This window comes from Bacillus sp. FJAT-28004 (assembly GCF_001280845.1).
Taxonomy (GTDB): domain Bacteria; phylum Bacillota; class Bacilli; order Paenibacillales; family Paenibacillaceae; genus Pristimantibacillus.
Genome location: NZ_LGHP01000002.1, coordinates 250,320 through 270,438, shown reverse-complemented (window position 1 = coordinate 270,438; position 20,119 = coordinate 250,320). Strand labels below are relative to the sequence as shown.

Below are 20,119 nucleotides of genomic sequence, written 5' to 3'. Positions count from 1 at the left end.
CTCATTTAATCCCCAGCGCAGTCCGGTATTCGGAAGGCGTGACGCCTACGAGCTTCTTAAACGTCTTCGTAAAATGCGGATAGTCATCGTATCCAACCTCAGACGCAATGTCGACAATACGTAAATGAGGGACAGCCAGCAGTTCCTTAGAGCGGTCGATTCTTTTGTTAATCCGATATTTCACGAACGTCTCGTTCGTCATTTTTTTGAATAAGGAACTAAAGTACGTCGGCGTAAGCCCAACCATTGCCGCTACCTGATCAAGTGTGATCTCCTGTGAAAGTTTATTATCGATATAGGACTTGGCTTCTTCCATTGGATCACGAAAGTTACCGCTCCGAACTGACGCTAACGCGTCCCGTATTCCGCGCAGCTCCGCTTCGAAGGCATCAAGCGCATCCTTCACTGTACATGCTTTCTGGAAGGACAAGTTCTTCTTAGGGACGAAGTTCCGGGCTTGAAATCGCTTCAGCAGCATCTCGCAGCAATCGCTCAGCAGCTCTTTCAATCTTGCGAGCGATAGGTTGGCTGACAAGCAGTACTCTCGCCAGCGTTCGCTCACCCCATCCAGCTCATCCGTCTGGAGTGACCAAATATGCTGTTCCATAAGATCAATCCATTCCATATATCGTGATGGTGCAATGTAACCGGCGCTCTGTTTCTTGAGCAGCCGGGCAAGCACTTCATGCACGTCTGATTTTGTAATCGGTTTCAATAAATAATGTTTTACACCGTAATCCACACACTTCTGCGCGTAGCTAAAGTCGTTGTAGCCGGAGATGACAACCGTCTTGATGTGCGGGTATTGCTCATGAAGAATGCGGCATAACTCAAGTCCGTCCATCTTAGGCATTCGAATATCGGTTAGCACAATATCGGGCTCCATGGCCCGAATCAGCTCGAGTGCGGTTTGTCCGTTCTCGGCGGTTGATACTTTGGTGAATGCCGGAACATATTGCTCCGTCATCTTTGAGATTCCTCTGCGGATGACAGGCTCGTCGTCTACGATAAGCACATGCATAGATCGTCCCCCTTGCTCGTCTGTTCAACATATCGTTTTTCTTACATCATATCGGACATACCCTTTGTTTCATAAAATGGGATACAAAGTGATAGCGCTATCATTATCATGACGCATAATCGATCCCAGCGAAAGGGTAATTTTTAGGTTCGTTGTGTTTTTTTACGATTTTTTTTGCAGTAAACGCAAAGAAAGCCCCTAATCAATTAGGGAGCTTTCTCTTAAAGTCGACCGTTTTAACTATCACTCTCAATCAGAACGGCGCCCTGTTTGTTGTTCCAGCGCTCTGTTGCTTCCTTAATAATTTCGTCTCCGCCCTTCGCTTTGTATTCCTCTATAACTTTCGGCCAGTCGGAGATTGGTTCCTTGCCATAAATCATTTTGACCATATGGTCGATGATCAGTTTCGGGCCAACGTCTGGCTGCGGAGCAGCAAGATCCGGATACTTACTGAAAGTGGTCAGCTCCGGATAGAAGCCGATGCCGGAAAGACCTTCCTGCGACAATACGTTGTCAAATGCAGCGAGCGTCGCTTTGCCGTCTTCATTAAGCTCTAGTCTCAGCTTGTTGTAAGTGGCATCATGGACAGCCCACATCGTGCCGCTTCTAAAGCTCTCTTCCTCCTGCAGCTCTTTTGTGTCCGGGAACTTATAAGTGATAAGACCTGCCGCATCCTTCGTGTAAGTGTCTCCCTCGATACCGAAGGTGAAGAACTCCTCCGCTTGCGGCGAAACCATCCAGTTGAAGAACTTCACGATTTCAACAGCTCTCGCTTCATCGACATTTTTGTTAATGTAGAACGTACGAACGACCGGCGAATAAAGGAAATAGCCGCCTTTGCCTTCTGGTCCCTTCGGCGATGGGATAATATCGATTTTCGATCCTGGCACGGCGCGGCCTACGTTAGTACGGTAGCCCGGCATACCGGATGCGTTCTGCGACCACATGCCCGGCTTTCCGGCATCAAGGCTCTTCGTGAAATCAGTCGAAGAGATCGTCGCGAACTCCTTCGGAATAAGGCCTTCCTCATACATCGTTTTGTATGCTTGGAGCGCCTTCTGCATATTCTCAGAGTCAAAAAATTTCGGTACAACCTGACCATCGACAAGCTCGAACTGATCCTTATAAGGAAGCACGTCGTAAGCGCCAAGCATGATATCCGCGTATTTGAAGTTTTCACGCATTTGATATGGCGTCTCTACGCCGATCTTTTTGAAGGCGCGCAGCACGTCCAGAAACTCCTCAACCGTCGTCGGCGCCTTCAAGCCGGTCTTCTCAAGCAGATCTGTACGGATATAGGTAGCTCTGCGCGATGGGCTTTTCAGAAACTCTGGAATACCGTAAATTTTACCATCGTAGGATACGGTTTCCCAAGCCGCTTTTGGAATAAGCTTCATCAGGTCCGGAGCATGCTCTTTAAGCAGGTCGTCCAGAGGCATAAAGATTCCGCTCTCCACAGAGCCCGACATCGATTTGCTGCCAGGACCGCCGATGCTGCCAATAACGTCTGGAATATCGTTGCTTGCAAACATAACGCCGTATTTCGCATCCTCCATTACCTTAATGTCCAGATCGGTGTTCGTCAGTTCTTCTAGCTTTGTTACCCATTTGTCCTTGTTCAGATCAGGCACCCGAGTATGGTAACCCGAGCTAACTGTCGTAGGCAGCAGGAACGAGAATTTTGTTGGTTCCTTTTTGCCTTCGTCCGTTGGCTTCTCCCCGTTATTCGTTTGCTCATTTGCAGGCTTTTCATTAGCTGGCTTCTCCTCTGCAGGCTTGTTGCCTGAACAGCCTGCTATAAGGCTTGTTGCCAGAACCAAGGATAGTCCCGTTGTCATCCATTTTTTCATACAATAACCCCTCTTTCACATGTTTAATATTTGTAAGCGTTTTCGTGTTGTATGAGGCTATTATAGAAACAATTTACATTTTTCTGTATGTCGTAATTTAAGCCCGCTTGTATTTTTCAATGGTACGTTTTTCACAACGAAGAATGAGCGTGAGCCATTACGATTTAATGGAGCCAACCAGCATGCCTTGGATAAAATGCTTCTGCAAAAACGGATAAACCATCATAATTGGTACCGTCGCGACAACAATAACGGCCATCTTAATCCCTTCAGGCGAAAGCAGGAGCAGCAGCTCGGAGGTAACATCCGACTGGCCGTATTGATCCGTGAAGACGATTTCTCGCAGTCGAACCTGAAGCGGAATCCAGCGACGATCACTAATGTAAAATACCGCCTCTGCATATCGGTTCCAATGCGCCACCGCATAGATGATCCCCATCGTCGCCATTGCGGGCTTCGAAAGTGGCAGCACAATTTTCCAAAAGGTCCGAAACTCCCCGCAGCCGTCGATCTTCGCCGAATCAATTAGCTCGTTAGGCAAATTCATGAAGAATGAACGCATGATGAACAGGTTGAATGCGCTGATCGCCATTGGAAGCATCAACGCCCACAGCGTATCAAGCAGCCCCAGCTGCTTCACCAATAAATAGTTCGGAATAAGCGGCGCGCTAAAGACAAGCGTAAACAATACGAAGATTAGCACAACCTTGCGGTACAAATATTCCGGGCGAGACAGCGGATACGCAAGCATCGCCGTCATTAGCAGATTAATTAGCGTTCCGAACACAGTAATGAGTACGCTGTTGCGGAATCCAGCCCAAATGGACGGATCTCCTAGAATAAGCTTGTAGCTGCCGAGCGTAAAGCCAATCGGCCAGAAGCTGACCTTTCCTGCGTTGATGGCGACAGCGTCGCTAAGCGATTGAGCCACGATATGAATCAGCGGCAGCACCATGCTCAGCCCGATAACGCCAAGAAAGAGGATATTGAATACGTTGAATATTTTTTGACCTCTTGTCTTAATCATAACGATTTCCACCCCATTTCTCCAATAGCGTTAGTACAACCCGTCACCGGTTACCTTCTTGCTAAATTTATTGCCGATCATAATAAGTGCAAGGCCGACCACTGACTTGAACAAGCCAATCGCTGTCGTATAGCTGTACTGTCTGTCGACGAGACCCGCCCGGTACACATACGTATCGATGATCTCCCCATTCTCGCTGTTAAGCGGATTCAAAAATACGAATACGCGCTCAAAGCCAAAATCAAGGAAGTTGCCGATTTGCAGCAGAAACAAAATAACGATCGTTGGCAGAATGCAAGGAATCGTAATCGAAGTCACCTGCCGTATGCGGCTAGCACCATCCATTTGTGACGCCTCATATAAGTCAGGATTGATACCCGCGATCGCAGCAAGATAGATGATCGTTCCCCAGCCGCTGTCTTTCCATATTCCTGATCCAATTAGAATCGATCGTATAAAAGTGTTCTCCCCGAGGAAATAAATCGGTTCGATGCCAAACAACGCCAGTATATGGTTTACGATACCGGTGGACGGAGACAGCACGCCGACGACAATTCCTCCGACGATGACCCATGATAGGAAATGCGGCATATAGACCGCCGTCTGGACAATCCGTTTGTAGGCCATGACGCGCAGCTCGTTCAGCAGCAGCGCCAGAATGATCGGCACCGGAAATGCGAAGCAAAGATCATAGACGCCGATGAGAATCGTATTTTTTAATATCGGAAGGAATTCCGCATATTCAAACATTCGTTTAAAATGGGCAAGACCTACCCAGGGACTTCCTTGTATGCCTTTGAAAATGTTGTAATCCTGAAATGCGATGATAGATCCAAACATTGGGATGTACCGAAATATTAGAAAAAAAATGATGCCGGGTATCGACAGCACGTACAGCGGCCAATGCTTGCGCATGAACTTAAACTTCTGATCAGGCGTCGCGAATTGATACGTGATGCTGTTGGAACTCTCGAGCTTGCTCGCCATACTTTCCTCCCCTTCCTCGTTCGATTATTGTTTTGTCCCTACCATCATAGCTGTGAAATATGCAGGCAGCCATGGCGTAATTTAGAGGCAGGCTGTGTTTTTTTACGACTGGGCGATTCGAATCGTGGCGGTGCCGGACGGTGGGATTGGCAGTTGATGCAGTCCCGGGTCGAGATGCAGCAAATACTCGCTTACGACGGTGCCGCAGCAATTTTTAATGATAACATCCGCTTTGCCGAATTTGTTCTTCATCTCCGCGTAGACTCCATCCTTCAGCCTGCCATTCACGATAATCCATTCCTGAGACATTCCACTTTCCTGCAGCGGGGCAAGCGGAACAATCGCATCATGATAGGTCGCGATAATCGTTTTGGCTCCGCTTGTCGCTTGCACGACCGGATACAGAAGTTCTGGACTTAACGGGACCAGCTCCCCGCCTTGCAGAACGTCTTGATGCTCCGTGCAAAATTCGAGCCAGTAACGCAGCATTTTGCGATGCTCATCTGGAAGCGCTTGCAGTGACATTGAAATTTGAGGCACAGAGAACAGCAGGTTGATTAACTGCAGCGCCGCGCTCTCCACAGGTTCCTCGGGATGCCACATGATCATATCCGCATGCGCTGCGGTATCGCCGCAAAGCAGCCTAATGTCAATCGTGCGAACCCTGTTCTGAATACCGTCGTACGGGCAATCGGAAGCCCGGAACATATTGCCGTATTTGCGCATGGCCGGACCGACATATGGCTGGCGGAACTCAACCATGATGTCAGGGTTTATCGCTCTTAGCCGACTTAAGGAATCGGTCAATAAACGGTCCACAGCAGCTGGAATCGACTCATAATCGCGGCCCTCCACTGTCGATGGCTGCTGAATCTCCGGAGAATAGAAGGCATCGATGAAGTCGAGCTTGAAGCCGTCTAGTCCCCAGTCCTTCACTGCATTTTCATAGGTGTTAATCATATACTCCCTCACTTCAGGATACCTCGGATCAAGCACTCCGGCATTGCTGTTCTCGTTATAGCGGACAAGCTTATCCTTAAAGCGGTCCCATGCCTTGCTATGCTTGCCGACGTAAGGAACGGCGTACCAAAGCACAAATTTCATGCCAAGTTCGTGAACCGCACGCACATGGTCGGCCATATCCGGGAACTTGCTCACGCAGGGCTCCCAATCGCCTGTGTACGCGTAACCTCGGTGATTGTCCTCAGTCTGCCAGCCATCGTCAACGATCACGGCATCCATTCCGAGCGTCCGCGCAACTTTACATTCCGCTTCGACGCTCTCTGCTGTTACATTCTGATGCATGCTGTACCAAGTCGAATACATCGGACGCTTGGCCGCTTCCGGTACGATAGCTGGCGCAAAGGCCGGCATCTCGCTCCACCAACGCTGTACGTCCCGTAAACTCTCGTAATAAGGAATATCCCTGGTGTCTACAAGCAGCGTTGCTTCATACAATTCAAGCGGCGCCGCAGATTCTTTGAACAGCTGCACGCTGCATTCAAATACAGCAGATTCCTCGCGAATGCCACCCGCATAATGGCTCGTATGCAAGGCGTCCGAGAAAGCAAACGTCAGCCTGTTTTTTCCGTTCATATTAAAGAGCGAGTAAACAGGCGCAGATGTCGCGGCATTGGCGCGCAGATTACGCATCCAATCCGCCTTGAAACTCTTATTCCGGTCTTGAGCCGGATGCCAGCTCGCCTGAATATCATCAGCAGGATGCCCCCAGCGCAGCGTCAGTACTGGCGGCTTAAGCTTTTGCTCCGCTTTAAGGCTTAGCCTAATCATGTCGATGCCGTCACTTTTATTTTCAGCAGTTAAGGAGATTTGAAAGCCGGAATCCGTCTCTTCCTCTCCCTCTCTCACAAGTAGAAATTGATGCTTCTTCGTCGACACGGTAATCATGCTGCATTCCTCCTAGGATTGATTGTGATGGCGATTCTCTCCAGCATGGCACCATATGGTTACAATCGGGTCATCCTCGCTTGAGCAAAGATGATGATCCTCCCCTGGCTCGACGATCACAATATCCCCGGCTCCAACGGGATAATGCGCGCCATTAATTTCCATCGTCCCGGTCCCTTGCAAAATAATAAACGCTTCCCGGTCACGATGAACGTGATAATCTCTGCCGTCGGGACCGTCATTCGTATGGCTGCGATCGCCGCACTTCGCGAACGAGAGACCGCCGGATGTGAGATAGGCGCCTGGCAGCAGGTCCCCTAGAAAGTGCTCGCCGGACTTCGGTCTCTCCGCCAGCTCGCTTAACGTGGTCCGAATCATTGCGCACCTCCAAGAATTCGCTCGATTTGATTCAGCTCTTCGTCGCTGAAGTCAGGCTTGCTCAAGTAGCCGACAATATCGTCAATTTGCTCAGCCTTGCTGACTCCGATCAATGCCGATGCCACCCGTCCCTGACGCAGCACCCAAGCGATAGCCATCTGTGCGAGCGATTGCCCCCGCTCTTCGGCCATCCGATTCAGCTCGCGCGATTTCGCAAGCTTATCCTCCGTTATGTCCTCGCGCTTCAAGAAGGTGCTCGCTCCCGCCGCTCGTGAATCGGCAGGAATTTCCTTCAAATAACGGTCGGTCAGCAGCCCTCTCGCAAGCGGACTATAAGCTACCGTCCCAACACCCTCTTGCTTCAGCGTTTCTTGCAGGCCTTGCTCCAATCTTCTCTCGTACATCGAATAGTGCGATTGATGGATGAGACATGGCGTACCCAGACCTCGAAGAATATTTGCTGCCTGCTTGGTCTGCTCCGGTCCATAATTGGATATGCCTACATAAAGCGCTTTGCCTTGCCGGACCGCCTGATCAAGAGCGGCCATCGTCTCTTCAAGCGGTGTCTCCGCGTCAAATCGATGCGAGTAGAAAATATCGACATATTCCATATTCATCCGCTTCAAGCTCTGATCCAGACTCGCAAGCATGCTCTTTCTCGAACCTCGCTCGCCATATGGGCCTGGCCACATCGTATAGCCGGCTTTAGTCGCAACGATCATCTCATCGCGGTAACCGGAAAAGTCACGCTTCCAGATTTGGCCAAACGTTTCCTCCGCCGAGCCTGGAGGCGGACCGTAATTGTTGGCAAGATCGAAGTGTGTAATGCCGAGATCGAAAGCCCGATGCAAAATCTGCCTGCCGTTCTCCAGCGAATCGATCCCGCCGAAATTATGCCATAAACCGAGCGAGATAGCAGGCAGCTTGAGTCCGCTATTGCCGCAGCGATTGTACTTCATAGTTTCGTAGCGATTATTGGAAGCGTAATAGGTTGTCATAGATTCCACCCCGGCAAATAAGATTTGGTTTGTTTCATCATTTTTTCGAACAGCTCCTCCGCTTCGTTCACGCCGATCGTCACGAGCGGATCGGCTACAAAGGCATGGAATGCGAGGTTCTTGTCCCGCTTTAGCGCCGCTTGCAAAATGGTCTCCTGATTCATCACATGCCGCAGCACAAGCCCGTTCACATCCACAGGCAGCTCGCCGGCATGCACAGGGCTCAGCCTGTTTCCGGAAAAAGCGGCATTCGTCTCCACTACTGCCCCGAGCGGAATGCCTTTCATTTGTCCGACATTTGGCAAATTGACATTGGTGACGAACGGCTGTAGGCCGAGCAGCCCCTTCAACTGGCGAATCTCTTCCTCGCCGGAAGCCCTAAGCGGCAGCTTCTCCTCCCCGCTGATCAGCCTCGCGTAGTAGGCAGCAGCAGCCTCGTTTTTCTCCACACGACTAGGCACGGTCGTGAGACCGAACATCCACGAGTCAATGGTCTCTTTGTCCTTCACGTACCATGGCGGCATAAATTCGGCGAGATGACGGTCACCGGCAGCTGCGATAAGCCCGAATCTTCGGAACAAATCGAACTTCACCCGGTTGGCCGCCGTATACGTATTCGTTCGCCAGCCGTTTTTGCTCGTTTCGAAGCCCGCTTCGTAATATTTATCAACGAACCTTCTGTAGAGCGGAAAAAGATCGATGTTTCGGTAAGTCGCTTGATCAATCCATGTAAAGTGATTAATGCCCAGCACATTGACTTGAATATCGTCCCGCTGAACATTCTCGATGCCTTCTAAATCCTTCAGCATCCGGATCAGCAGGCCTTGCGTCCCGAATATTTCATGGCAGCAGCCGAATGCTTTGATTTTGGGGAACACCTCATAAAGCGTCCGCGTGCACAGCGTCATCGGATTCGTATAATTGAAAACCCAAGCATCCGGCGCGCAGCGTTCAATCGCTTCGGCGAACTCCACGTACATGGGTATCGTTCTGAGCGCCCGAATCAGTCCTCCCGGCCCAGTCGTATCGCCTACGGGCTGATAAATACCAGCCTTCTCCGGCTCATGCACATCGATTGCCATCTCCGCAAAGGTGCCGGGAAGAATCGAAATGAAAACAAAATCAGCTCCGGTCAATGCTTCCTGCAGTGTCTCGTATGCTTTATATTTCCAATGAGACTTGGCGTCCTCATAAGCAGACACCGAGTTTCCCAGCTTTTCATTATTTTTCGCTTTGCCATAATCTAAATCATATAATCGGATCGTCCCCGACAACTGCTCCTCCAGCGCCAGGTCCGCAATTAGGTTTTTCGCCCAATACATCGACCCTCCGCCGATATACGCGATTTGTATTTCATTCACCTTGCCGTTTGCATATCGCATGTTGTTCCTCCTTCTGTTAACGATTCCACCTCAGTATAGAATTCAAATATAGACTGCGGTATGGAAAAACTTTGGCTCTGTTGTCGTTTTTTACTGCGGTGGACAAAAAAAGGCCAACCAGCGGGGGCTGGTTGACCTTCTTCGTGGAGTAGGTATCCTTCAGCTTTACCTCCGAAATGACGTTCAGCTTGAGCAGGCTCGTAAAACAGTTTATCGGATTTTCACCGAGAAACTTCCGTCAAATAATGGGCAAATCATCAACCAAACTTCCACAGGCTGAAACCAAAGAGCCCTATCAAGTAATGAATCTACTTGAAAGGGCTCCCTTTTATGTTTCTTATTTCATCTAAAGCGTAAATTCTTAATGCAATTTATAAAGAATATAACCTATTAAACAAATCCAACCTTAGTTGAGATTTACTATATCTTTTTACCAACAGATTTCTCAAAATCACAGGAATAAAAAAAGCCACGTTACAAAGACGTGGCCAGTGAATCTACGATAGAATTTCTAAAGACAATATTAATAATTACCCGTCATCTCTTCGCCTTATAAAACTCATGGTAAAGCTTCATGAGTGCCCTTTTCTCAATCCGCGACACATAACTCCGACTAATCCCAAGCTCCTTCGCAATCTCCCGCTGCGTCCGCTCATCTCCGCCATGCTCTAGCCCGAAACGGCCGATGACAACTTCCTTCTCCCGGTCATCCAATATATCGAGGTTTTTATATATTTTGCTTTTCTCAATCTTCAGCTGCACCTTATCAACAATATCATCGGCCTCCGTGCCGAGGATATCTATAAGCGTAATTTCATTTCCTTCCTTATCCGTGCCGATCGGATCGTGCAAAGATACGTCCTTGCGCGTCTTCTTCAAAGACCGAAGGTGCATAAGTATTTCGTTCTCAATACAACGAGCTGCAAAAGTAGCGAGCTTCGTCCCTTTTCCGGTTTGAAAGCTCTCAATCGCCTTGATCAAGCCGATTGTCCCAATGCTAATCAGATCCTCTAAATCCTCGCCTGTGTTATCAAACTTCTTCACTATGTGAGCGACAAGTCGAAGGTTATGTTCGATCAAAAGATTCCGTGAACGTTGATTACCTTCCGCCATCAGTTGCAGATGTTTAGTTTCCTCCTCCTCTTGAAGAGGCTGGGGAAAAGCATTATTTTTAACATAAGAGACAAGTAGCGAAAGCTGTTTAATAAATAGTGCAATTGCCGAAAACAATCCTGGCATGCTCAATCACCCCCACGATGTATTACAGATGAACACTGAAGTCTGTTCTCCATTATATGTGGGTAGCCGCCTAGAAGTGCATGTACGGTATTTCGACAATTGAAAATAAAGCCGCTTCAACATATGTGATATAAAAAAGCTCAATCCCTTTGTTATCGCAACTAATCAATCAAGAATAATCTCTTTATTTGGATTTTCAAGATACTCATACATCGTTTGAATCTGTTTTTTGGTGTTTCTCTCCGCAGACAGTTCAGGCAACTGGTCATGCTCAAAAAAATCAACCTCACTTGTTTCTACGCCGCCAGTGGCCTCTCCACCTACGATTTTACATTGAATGAAAAACTTATAAATATGGTAAGGTTCAGGAGGATGATCATGAAATTTTTTGTCTAATACAGCAAGCAGACGAACCGGCACGACATCAAAACCGGATTCCTCTTTGATCTCTTTCACTGCAATTTCGGAAGGCGAATAACCTATATCCGCCCAACCTCCCGGCAATGCCCAAGCTCCATCTAACTTCTCCCGAACAAGTAGTATTTTATTTTCCTTAAAGACCACACCACGAATATCAACCTTTGGCGTCGCATAACCAGAATCACTTGCGAAAGTTAGAGCAACTTTCTCCTGGCTGACAGAAGTATAGTTCATCATGATTTCAATACTCATCTGCCGCAATTGTTCATAACGTTCAATATCATAAACATCCTTCGTATAGGTAAGTCCCGTTTGAGCAATAGCCTGCATCTGTTTCGCCCACTCTAGCCACTTCAATTCCATCGTCCTATCCCTCTTCTTTCCTGATTTACCCGCCACGATATCCGCATTGCTTCGATTGACATGCACACGTCCTCCTATTTAACCTTGCTAAAATAACCATTCGAAGAACCTACATAAAGTTGCCCATCAATAACCGATAAATAACCACTCAGCAGTTGATTTGGCGTAAAATCGTAATAACCGACTCGAACATCTGAGATTCTATTCAACGCTTCTCCAGACAATTCGTCTAACACATACATATGACCGAGACCCGGAGAGACGCCGATCAGCTTGTTGCCATACTGAACAACTGAAGCGCCATCCGTCTCCTTGCCAGGAACACTCGATGATGTCCATCGCTGCTCTTCCTTTATCAAATCAAATGACATTGCTTTACCATTCAAACGATAATAGAGTAGGTTTCCTTCTATTTTCCCGAATTCAGCCCTTCCTTCTAGTGTAAATAACTGCTTGCCTGACTTAACGTCGACCAGGGAGCTTTTCACATTTTCACTATACATGTTGTTATCCGATGACTGTTGTAAAAACACATAATTTCCGTCAATAATATCATAACGGCTATAACCGACAAGCGGCAGGCGAAGCCGATCATTACCTGTCTTAGCATCTATTAACACCAGTTCATCCACCGTCTTCGTCCAAAAAGCTTTCGTATGCTCCGCATAACGAACACTATCCGTCACTTCTTGATCTGAGGCAGCTTTACGCTCCGGCTTCTTCCAGAGCAGCTTAGCAGTCAACGGATCGTATGCTTGCAGATCATTCAAAATTTCAGGGCTCATGTCCTCACCCGCCTGTACAAGCAGCACGTCTTGATTTCCGACATCACGTACCAAATCTGAAGTTTGAGTTAGCTCAATATCCCAAAGCTGTTTACCTGTTTCCATGCTCCATCCAATGATATCGTAGTTAAACTTTTCTTCCGTCGTGCTAATACGTTTTGTTTGTACGGCTGAGATCACGTTTTTGGATACAGCAAAGGAGGATACATCCTTACCGTTATCCAGCTTCTTTTCCCACATTTTTTGTCCTGTAGCTGTCTTTAATGTCTGAAGGGTATGAACTGGACGATCCTCTTGCGTGGAGCTCTTCAGAAACGCTATTCTTCCTTTGTCCTGTGATAAACCGTAATGATGTCTTCCAAAACCAAAATCAAACTGCCATTTCTTTCGACCAGTAGCAGAGTCAAGCGCATATAGGTTCGAATTATTGTGCATGCCGCTGAACCCCCCATCCTCGCCTGAGATCAACAGCACTTTACCAACTTTTTCGAGTAAAAAATTGAATGCTAGGTCGGAGCGGAAGCGCCAACCCCACTGCATATGCAGCGAAGGTACAAGAGGCCCCTGCGCACTGACACCAAATTGAAGGGCAACTAATTCGGAGGAGTCTCGGTACATCGAATACCGAAGTGTCCCCGCTTCTGACCAAGCAACGATAAGCTCATTTTGCTCATCCTCATAACGCCATAATGGAAGGGTGCGAGCTTTTTCATCTAATGATGCTACATTTTCAGAAAACTCTTCGAACGAAGGTTCACCGAAGATCGCCTTTACGCGAGCTTTCTCAAGACCAGGCACAAGTACACTCTGCACAGCAGCAGCAATAGCTCGATTACTCATGTTATCTGGATTTTCAATCTCAAACCAAGCCGCAGCAGCACCAGTAGAAGTTACTTGATCCTTATGAATCCATAGAAGGCCATACGATTTATCCACTTGGGCACTATCCGGTACGGCTACTCCATACCAGTCGCCATATTGCTTGTAAGCATAAAGGTCATCTCCTTCTTTCATCGTTAGGGCATCACCTTGTGAATCCGGATACCACTTCACTTTAGCACTTTCTTTTGCCTTTAACGATTGTGGTGCTATATCCTTCATTTGAGCGGCTTCTTTCGTTAGATACCACACGGGTACAAAGCCGCCGTATCCTGATTCGTCCTGCATCTCGGCAAAATCATCCGATAATGTAACGACCTTATAGTTCTTCTGAACATCTACCGAGAGGGACCGAACAGCTCGTGTTCCTCCCCACCACTCATAGGCGTTCGTGTTCGTATATAATGTTACTGGCTTATTCAGCTCTATCGCATGCTCTCTAGCTACAAGATTATCTTCTGATGAGGATGACGACAGCCCATTAATGGTGGGTAGGAAGCTCCTGCGCTTCCCAGAAGCATCCGTATCGTAGAAAACAGCGTAAAGCAGCTTCCCTTCCTTGGACCATTGAATGACGAGTTTTGATTGGTCCTCTTCATATATGTCTTGATCAATGACACTCATTTCACCGTTCATCATTATGTACGTCTCTCCAGATGATGCTGGTATTCCAAAAAGTGTATGAACCTGATCTTGGGTTAAACCATCTTTCACTTCACTCTTAATCCTATCAAGCATGATTGGTATTGGTGTTACGACTTCTTCTTCTTTGGCGAACTGCACAGAATTGACGGGTGTTTCCTTCGTGGATACTCGGTTTGAAGCCATGTCGTTAATGGCATTGCTCTCACATCCAACGAGCAAGGCGAGCAGCAAAACGAGTGCTGTCGTTTGATATTTTTTGATAAACATAAATACAAGGCCCCCATTGCGCAGCAAAATCTAATGCGCCCGCAGTTTGGATTTATTTGGTAAGTATGACGATAAGAGTTGTGAAAAAGTTGCGTTTAGCGGGAATCGCAGCGTATTAAGTCTAGTTACTAGATCTATGCTGCTGGTCTCGCGCTTTTGAGATACATTTTGCGTAATGCCAATAGCGTCAGCAGTCCCACCGAGCTTCTTATCTCACACAAAAAAGAACGACTCGTTTGACCGAATCGTTCTCTCGTATGCTCACCGTATTTACTTCTTATCGACCTGAAGCAGCTTTACCGTCTTTGTAGAAAAGGTATCCTTCAGCTTTTCCTCATTAATGATGTTCAGCTTAATCAAGCTTGCAATTTTTGTGCCATCAGGCTTCGATAACATTCGCCATAGCTCGGGATCTGGCAGCGCCTCAAAAAGTTTATTATCATCGTATTCCTTACGTTCTTGCACGACAACTTTTACTTTATGGCTCCCAATCTCCAGCTCGCTGGCCTCCTGCTCGGCCAAATAAGTCATAATCGTCTGCCGAAGTTCCGTTAGCTCCTGCTCTATTTCTTTTTGCTTTTGTTTTTGCTGATAATATCTGCGTACCGTTTTGTCCAACCTTATCACACTCCTCTTCTATTACATGCTTATGCATAGAAGTAGCATTTTAGGACGAGTCAGACAGCCTTCATCATCATTAATAAATGTCTTTTCTCATAAACACTGTAAACGAAACGAGCAGCGAACCGACCATCCAAGCGGCCAGCACGGCAATCGAGAAGCCAAGTGTCATGCCCTCAATTGGAGGAGCAGATCCGCTGACATAGTCCATCAGCCCAAGGTTGACCATGAACAAATATTTGGCCGAATCCCATGAGGATACCATGTTGCTCAGAATTGCACCTGCGATTAAGCACGCAAGCATTGTGCCCATACCGGCTGCGCTGCTTCTCATTAGAATGGACAGCATGAAGGATAACGTCCCAACTACGAGCGATATAAACCATGCGAGTCCAAATTGCTGCATGATATATTGCCATTGTGATACAAGGCGTACGCCCGATATGTCCAGCTCGCCTCCTTGTGTGGAGAATCCAGTCAATACTGGAGCCGACCAGCCTTGATTGCCAAACATAATGGCTGAGATGATGTAAGACAACAAACCAAATATGAAAATAACTAAGGAGACGGACAAAATAAGCGCGATATATTTGCTAAGCAAAATTTTGAACCGGCTCACCGGGCGGGTTAGCAGCAGCTTTATTGTTCCCATGCTTCGCTCCGATGAGACGATATCAACTGCTATAATCATAATGAGCAAAGGTAGAAACAGCTCCGCTGAATTTTGAACAAAACCTCTAATAAAGGTTGGAGCTCCAGGCTCGGAGGGATTCACATTATTGTCCAAATAATATTCGGATTGCTTGATTTGAATTTGAATTTGCTCCCGCCATTGTCCGGCGCTGCTCAATCGATTTTGCATATCAACAATTTGCTGCTGCAATTCGGTGCGCCAATCCACGTTGCCTAATCGTTCCTTGACCGATTCTGACTGTTTCGCCTGCGCATAAGTAAACATAGAGAGAAGGACTATAATAATGATCGAGATCACGCTAAAACGTCGTTTGCCGACCAGCTTCGTCATTTCATTTTGAACGAGATTAATCAATGGATTCACCTCCTGTCAGCTCAAGAAATAGATCTTCAAGCGCTGGAAGCTTCCGATTCATCTCCAGCACACTGACCCCAGCTTCCACAAGTTTGCGATTCCACTCACCAACTGAATGTTCTACGTAAGCCGTCGTAACCGTATCCTCCGTCTCGCTAAGAACACTCGTAAGGCCGCTCAGAATCGTTTTGCCTAGTGCTTGCGGCTGTATGCGCCATACTAGACGTTCTTCACTGGACAATAACTGCTTCACAGAATCCACTCGAATGATTTCGCCCTTGGAAATAATCGCAACCCGATCACACATCAATTGAATTTCATGCAGCAAATGACTCGATACGAGCACGGTTAATCCTTCTTCCTCTGCCAAAAACCGAATGAACGCACGCATTTCTCTAATTCCCGATGGATCAAGTCCATTCGTTGGCTCGTCCAGTATGAGGACATCCGGCTTGCCTAGCAGTGCCTGCGCGATCCCAAGTCGCTGCCTCATCCCAAGCGAATAGGTGCTTACTTTATCATTTACCCGATCCTGCATGCCGACCAGCCTGACGACCTCATGAATCCGCTCCTGCGAAATTCCGCTAATCATAACGGCAAAGTGACGAAGATTGTCCATTCCGCTTAAGAATGGATACAGCTCTGGGTTTTCTACGATACAACCTAAATGCCGCATTGCTTTTGTAAAATGTTTAGCTATATCTAATCCGCATATATGAATGGTACCGGAGGTCGGCTTAATTAAGCCGACCAGCATTCGAATCGTGGTCGTTTTCCCCGCCCCGTTAGGACCGAGGAAACCAAATACTTCGCCACGCTTCAGCTCAAAACTTAAATCTTTGATAATCGTCCGCTTGCCAATCACCTTCCGTAGTCCCTGAACCGCTAATGTGATGTCGCTCATGGTTGTCCTCCTGCCTCAGCAACTAACGCGGCTACCCGCTCAGCCATTAAGCGATACCCTGTCTCATTTGGGTGGAAATGATCAGTGAATAAAAGTTTCTCTGCATTCAGCTGAAACAAATCATAGGTCGGTACAAATATGGCTTTCGAATATTGTGCAAGCGTCTCCGCCGTTTTGCTGTTCCAATTCCTTACAACAGTCGACATTAACTCTCCATTCTGAAATTCGCTGAAAGGATTATACAGTCCAAGCAAGTAAACGGCAGCTTCGGTGTTAACGGCACGAATATTCGTCAGAATCGTTTTTAGATGAATGAAATACGCTTCTTCTAATCCCGAAATACTAGCCTCCGACAGATCCGTAAGCGATTGACCACCAAGAAATAAGTCATTGCCGCCAATGGTCATCAGAATAATGTCTGCTTGTCCAATTTGCCGCTCGATCTCCTTTTGTTTCATCTGCTCCACTAGCAGTGAAGAGGTAAGCCCCTTAATGCCTAAGTTAATTAAGGAAACCTCTGTACCTGCTTGCTTCAGCTGATCGCTGACATAACCCACATATCCTTTTCCTTCAATATCACCTGTTCCTCTTGTTAACGAATCACCTAGAGCAATGATCTTTAGCTCATTGGATGCTTCCGCTGCTTGTTCCGTATCTTGCTGAACGGATGATTGGCTCGTTGCTCCAAACAAATAATCCTTTATCGACCAGCCTAATGCAAATATCCATAAGAGACTGGCAAGAAACGCAAAAGAGGTAATCATGCGAACTTTTCTACTATGCATCCCCAATCATCCCTTCTCTTTCTATAGCTGCTATTTATGGCTGAACCACTCCAACACTTGCTGCTGCATTCCTGTTTTACTTTGCTCAAACTGGCTTTTTCGATGACCATTTGCTCCCGAGGGATGCGGCATTTCGAACACGCATCTTTCTTTATCTATCCACCCTTTATTAGCGAAATGCTGTACCACATCGGATACCGACTTGCCAAGCGGTAAGACAAGCGCATCTTTTACCGCCAGCAATTCTGGAAGAAAAATGCTTTCTGCATAATGATAAAGCGTCTCTGATTTCAAAATGACGGGGCTATGTCCTGTGTAATTTTTGCCCTTAATGAATACGGGATACCGAATGACAGATGTCGTATGCAGTAACTCTCTGAGCTCATAAAATAATAATTCGCTGCTCTTTATGCCAAGCGCGGCAGGCAATCCGATTTGATCGAGCATTTCGATCAAATTTTTTCTCATTGAGCCAGCAAAGCTGGCAAGCTTCTTCGCACGTTGATCAATGAGCTCATAAGACACCCCATTTACGAGATCCTCCCGTGCGCTGCGTAACGCCAGCTCCATTTGAGTAAACCCAGGCGTAATGCCGATAATCATCACTTTAGCAGCGCTATTCACATATTCGTAAGGCACGTAATAGATCGACATGTCATGCTCTTCTTGAATAAGCAAATCCTTCACAAACAGCTGTTCCTTGGACAAGCTGCCCGCAGGGAGCGACTCAATAAAGGATTTATATTTTTCAATTTGTGTCACGGTTTCCGCTCCCCTAGCTCATCTGCATGTTCTCATTTTAACTCAACCATATTGTGCGCGCGCGCAGGGTAATCGGTAATAATGCCGTCGATTTCGAATTTCAGCACTTCTTTTAAATTCCGCTCGCTATTGACTGTCCATACCCATACCTCGCGGCCCTTTTTATGCGCACGCTCCACGAGCTGTTCTGTCAACATAACCTGCTCGATCGTGTAGAAATCAACATCAAGAAGTGAGAGATCACCGAGTGCAAAATATAAGATTTGCCCTATTTTAATATCGGGATTCAGTGACCGAATTTGCTGCAGCGTAACCCGATCGAATGACTGGATATAACAGTCCTGTACCATATCAAACTGTTCAATTAAGGCTACAACATGTGCAGCTAATTCTTCGCCCGAACCATAAGGCTTAAGGTCAATAATCAGCTTTGATCTCCCCTGCACCTCGGCGAGCACCTCGGATAACATAGGAATTCGTACAATCTCATCTAATTCACCACCAGATTTGCCAATGTTCAGCCTTGCAATTTCCTCATAGTTCAGCTCGCTAACCCGCTTTGGCACCCCTGCCATTCGCTGTAAATTAAAGTCATGATTAAGGACGACTACGCCGTCCTTTGTCATCTGTACGTCAATTTCAACGGCATCGATGCCTTGCTCCACGGAGCTGCGAACCGCAGCGAGCGAGTTTTCCGGTGCAACCTGCGTATCCCCGCGATGCGCAGACAAAAGCACACTCCATTTGACATAAACCAATTGATCATTAGCGGCATAGCTCACAAACAGCGCGAGTGCTAAATAAGCGGCCAATATAGAGCTATACAACACTCGCTTCCTTGTTCTTCCTTTTAGAAAAGTCATTAGACGTTTCTCTAGAGGGCCTACCCAACCGTTTTTGTATAAACGCAGCTGATCTCTCGGCATCACGCCTCGTGTACGTTTAAAATGATAAAAAAGCCTGGTCAAAAAAATGATATTAATCGGAACGAGCAACAGTGTGAACATATAGGTAAGTACCGTAGTTAACGTTAATGAATAATGGTTAGATACCACTTTAAGCACATTGATGTCCAACCAGGCTGGCAAATAAGCGACAGATGAAATGGCCACAAAACCAAGCGCGAACACAACCGCATTAAGCAAAAATAAATTAACAAAGATAGACAAACGCTTTCCCTTCGTTAACATGAGGCTGCTTCTAATTGCCATACGAATGGATTTGTCTTCGATCATAATAAAATGCAAAACGAAAATCCATCTCAAAATGGTGTACAATCCCGCCAAGAACAAAAAGCCGTACAAAGCAAGCATAACCATAGACGAGCTCAACACGCGGCTATTGAAAAATATCGGGACATTAAACTGCGCAAATAGGGACGATGACAGCGGCGAATCAATAAATGGAACAAGGAACAACAGAAAGAACAGCAGCTGAATCAAGCCAAATCCAAATAGTTTAGGCGTTTGCCTCAGCGTCGTTAACACAGCATCGGATATGAGTACCGCTTTGCCAAAATAATGCTGCTGAGAAATCGTAATGACTACGCCAAACTCGATAAAAAGCACAAGTACGGCTACTAAACAAATCGCGATTAATCCCGCAACCCCCGTATAACTCAGCCCGATTTTGTAAACATCGCCATTCAAGACGGAACCAGATCCGAGTACACGAAGCATACGGTTAAAAATAAAAGAAATAATCGGAATGATGACAAAACTCGTCAACAGCATAAATAAATATTCAAACAACAAATGCTGCTTGTACGTTTCACGAAAGTCACGGATACTTCTAGCAAGCCGCTTAAGCATAAACATTCATCCTATTCATTGTTTGGTGATCTATAGTGT

Annotated in this window: 17 protein-coding genes; all 17 read right to left on the bottom strand. The window is 46.8% G+C overall.

Going from position 1 to position 20,119, the window contains the following annotated elements; translation table 11 throughout:
- Position 1: 1 nt before the first annotated feature.
- Positions 2-1,021: a response regulator transcription factor gene (locus AC787_RS23500; RefSeq protein ID WP_054027405.1), complete on the bottom strand. Its 1,020-nt coding sequence runs from the start codon at positions 1,019-1,021 to the stop codon at positions 2-4.
- A gap of 236 nt (positions 1,022-1,257) precedes the next feature.
- Entirely contained in the window at positions 1,258-2,871 is a 1,614-nt protein-coding gene (locus AC787_RS23495; RefSeq protein WP_054027404.1) for an extracellular solute-binding protein, read from the bottom strand.
- Positions 2,872-3,028: 157 nt separating this feature from the next.
- On the bottom strand, positions 3,029-3,898 hold the full coding sequence (locus AC787_RS23490) for a carbohydrate ABC transporter permease (protein ID WP_054028164.1): 870 nt from the start codon (positions 3,896-3,898) through the stop codon (positions 3,029-3,031).
- A 30-nt stretch (positions 3,899-3,928) separates the two neighbouring features.
- Complete coding sequence (locus AC787_RS23485; protein WP_054027403.1) at positions 3,929-4,885, bottom strand: ABC transporter permease; 957 nt, start codon at positions 4,883-4,885, stop codon at positions 3,929-3,931.
- Between the two features lie 102 nt (positions 4,886-4,987).
- Positions 4,988-6,793, bottom strand: a complete 1,806-nt coding sequence (locus AC787_RS23480) for a glycoside hydrolase family 36 protein (RefSeq protein ID WP_054027402.1) — start codon at positions 6,791-6,793, stop codon at positions 4,988-4,990.
- 12 nt (positions 6,794-6,805) lie between these two features.
- Positions 6,806-7,171, bottom strand: coding sequence for a cupin domain-containing protein (locus AC787_RS23475; RefSeq protein ID WP_054027401.1), 366 nt, complete (start codon positions 7,169-7,171; stop codon positions 6,806-6,808).
- On the bottom strand, positions 7,168-8,169 hold the full coding sequence (locus AC787_RS23470) for an aldo/keto reductase (protein WP_054027400.1): 1,002 nt from the start codon (positions 8,167-8,169) through the stop codon (positions 7,168-7,170). Before AC787_RS23470 ends, AC787_RS23475 begins: the two co-directional genes overlap by 4 nt.
- On the bottom strand, positions 8,166-9,551 hold the full coding sequence (locus AC787_RS23465; protein WP_054027399.1) for a glucosidase: 1,386 nt from the start codon (positions 9,549-9,551) through the stop codon (positions 8,166-8,168). The genes AC787_RS23470 and AC787_RS23465 overlap by 4 nt, the downstream gene beginning before the upstream one ends.
- 537 nt (positions 9,552-10,088) lie before the next feature.
- Positions 10,089-10,790, bottom strand: coding sequence for an RNA polymerase sporulation sigma factor SigK (gene sigK / locus AC787_RS23460; RefSeq protein ID WP_053374990.1), 702 nt, complete (start codon positions 10,788-10,790; stop codon positions 10,089-10,091).
- Between the two features lie 165 nt (positions 10,791-10,955).
- Complete coding sequence (locus AC787_RS23455) at positions 10,956-11,573, bottom strand: NUDIX hydrolase (protein WP_054028163.1); 618 nt, start codon at positions 11,571-11,573, stop codon at positions 10,956-10,958.
- 74 nt (positions 11,574-11,647) lie between these two features.
- The gene (locus tag AC787_RS23450; protein ID WP_054027398.1) at positions 11,648-14,149 is read right to left on the bottom strand and encodes a PQQ-binding-like beta-propeller repeat protein; all 2,502 of its coding nucleotides are present in this window, start codon (positions 14,147-14,149) and stop codon (positions 11,648-11,650) included.
- Positions 14,150-14,419: 270 nt separating this feature from the next.
- Positions 14,420-14,767, bottom strand: a complete 348-nt coding sequence (locus AC787_RS23445) for a hypothetical protein (RefSeq protein ID WP_414730994.1) — start codon at positions 14,765-14,767, stop codon at positions 14,420-14,422.
- 79 nt (positions 14,768-14,846) lie between these two features.
- Positions 14,847-15,818, bottom strand: a complete 972-nt coding sequence (locus AC787_RS23440; protein ID WP_054027397.1) for an ABC transporter permease — start codon at positions 15,816-15,818, stop codon at positions 14,847-14,849.
- Positions 15,811-16,722, bottom strand: coding sequence for an ABC transporter ATP-binding protein (locus AC787_RS23435; protein ID WP_054027396.1), 912 nt, complete (start codon positions 16,720-16,722; stop codon positions 15,811-15,813). Before AC787_RS23435 ends, AC787_RS23440 begins: the two co-directional genes overlap by 8 nt.
- Positions 16,719-17,507, bottom strand: coding sequence for an SGNH/GDSL hydrolase family protein (locus AC787_RS23430; RefSeq protein WP_054027395.1), 789 nt, complete (start codon positions 17,505-17,507; stop codon positions 16,719-16,721). Before AC787_RS23430 ends, AC787_RS23435 begins: the two co-directional genes overlap by 4 nt.
- Positions 17,508-17,537: 30 nt before the next feature.
- The gene (locus AC787_RS23425) at positions 17,538-18,269 is read right to left on the bottom strand and encodes a uracil-DNA glycosylase family protein (RefSeq protein WP_054027394.1); all 732 of its coding nucleotides are present in this window, start codon (positions 18,267-18,269) and stop codon (positions 17,538-17,540) included.
- A 32-nt stretch (positions 18,270-18,301) separates the two neighbouring features.
- Positions 18,302-20,080 (bottom strand): glycerophosphodiester phosphodiesterase, encoded by a 1,779-nt coding sequence (locus AC787_RS23420; RefSeq protein ID WP_054027393.1) that lies wholly within the window; start codon positions 20,078-20,080, stop codon positions 18,302-18,304.
- Between the last annotated feature and the right edge of the window lie 39 nt (positions 20,081-20,119).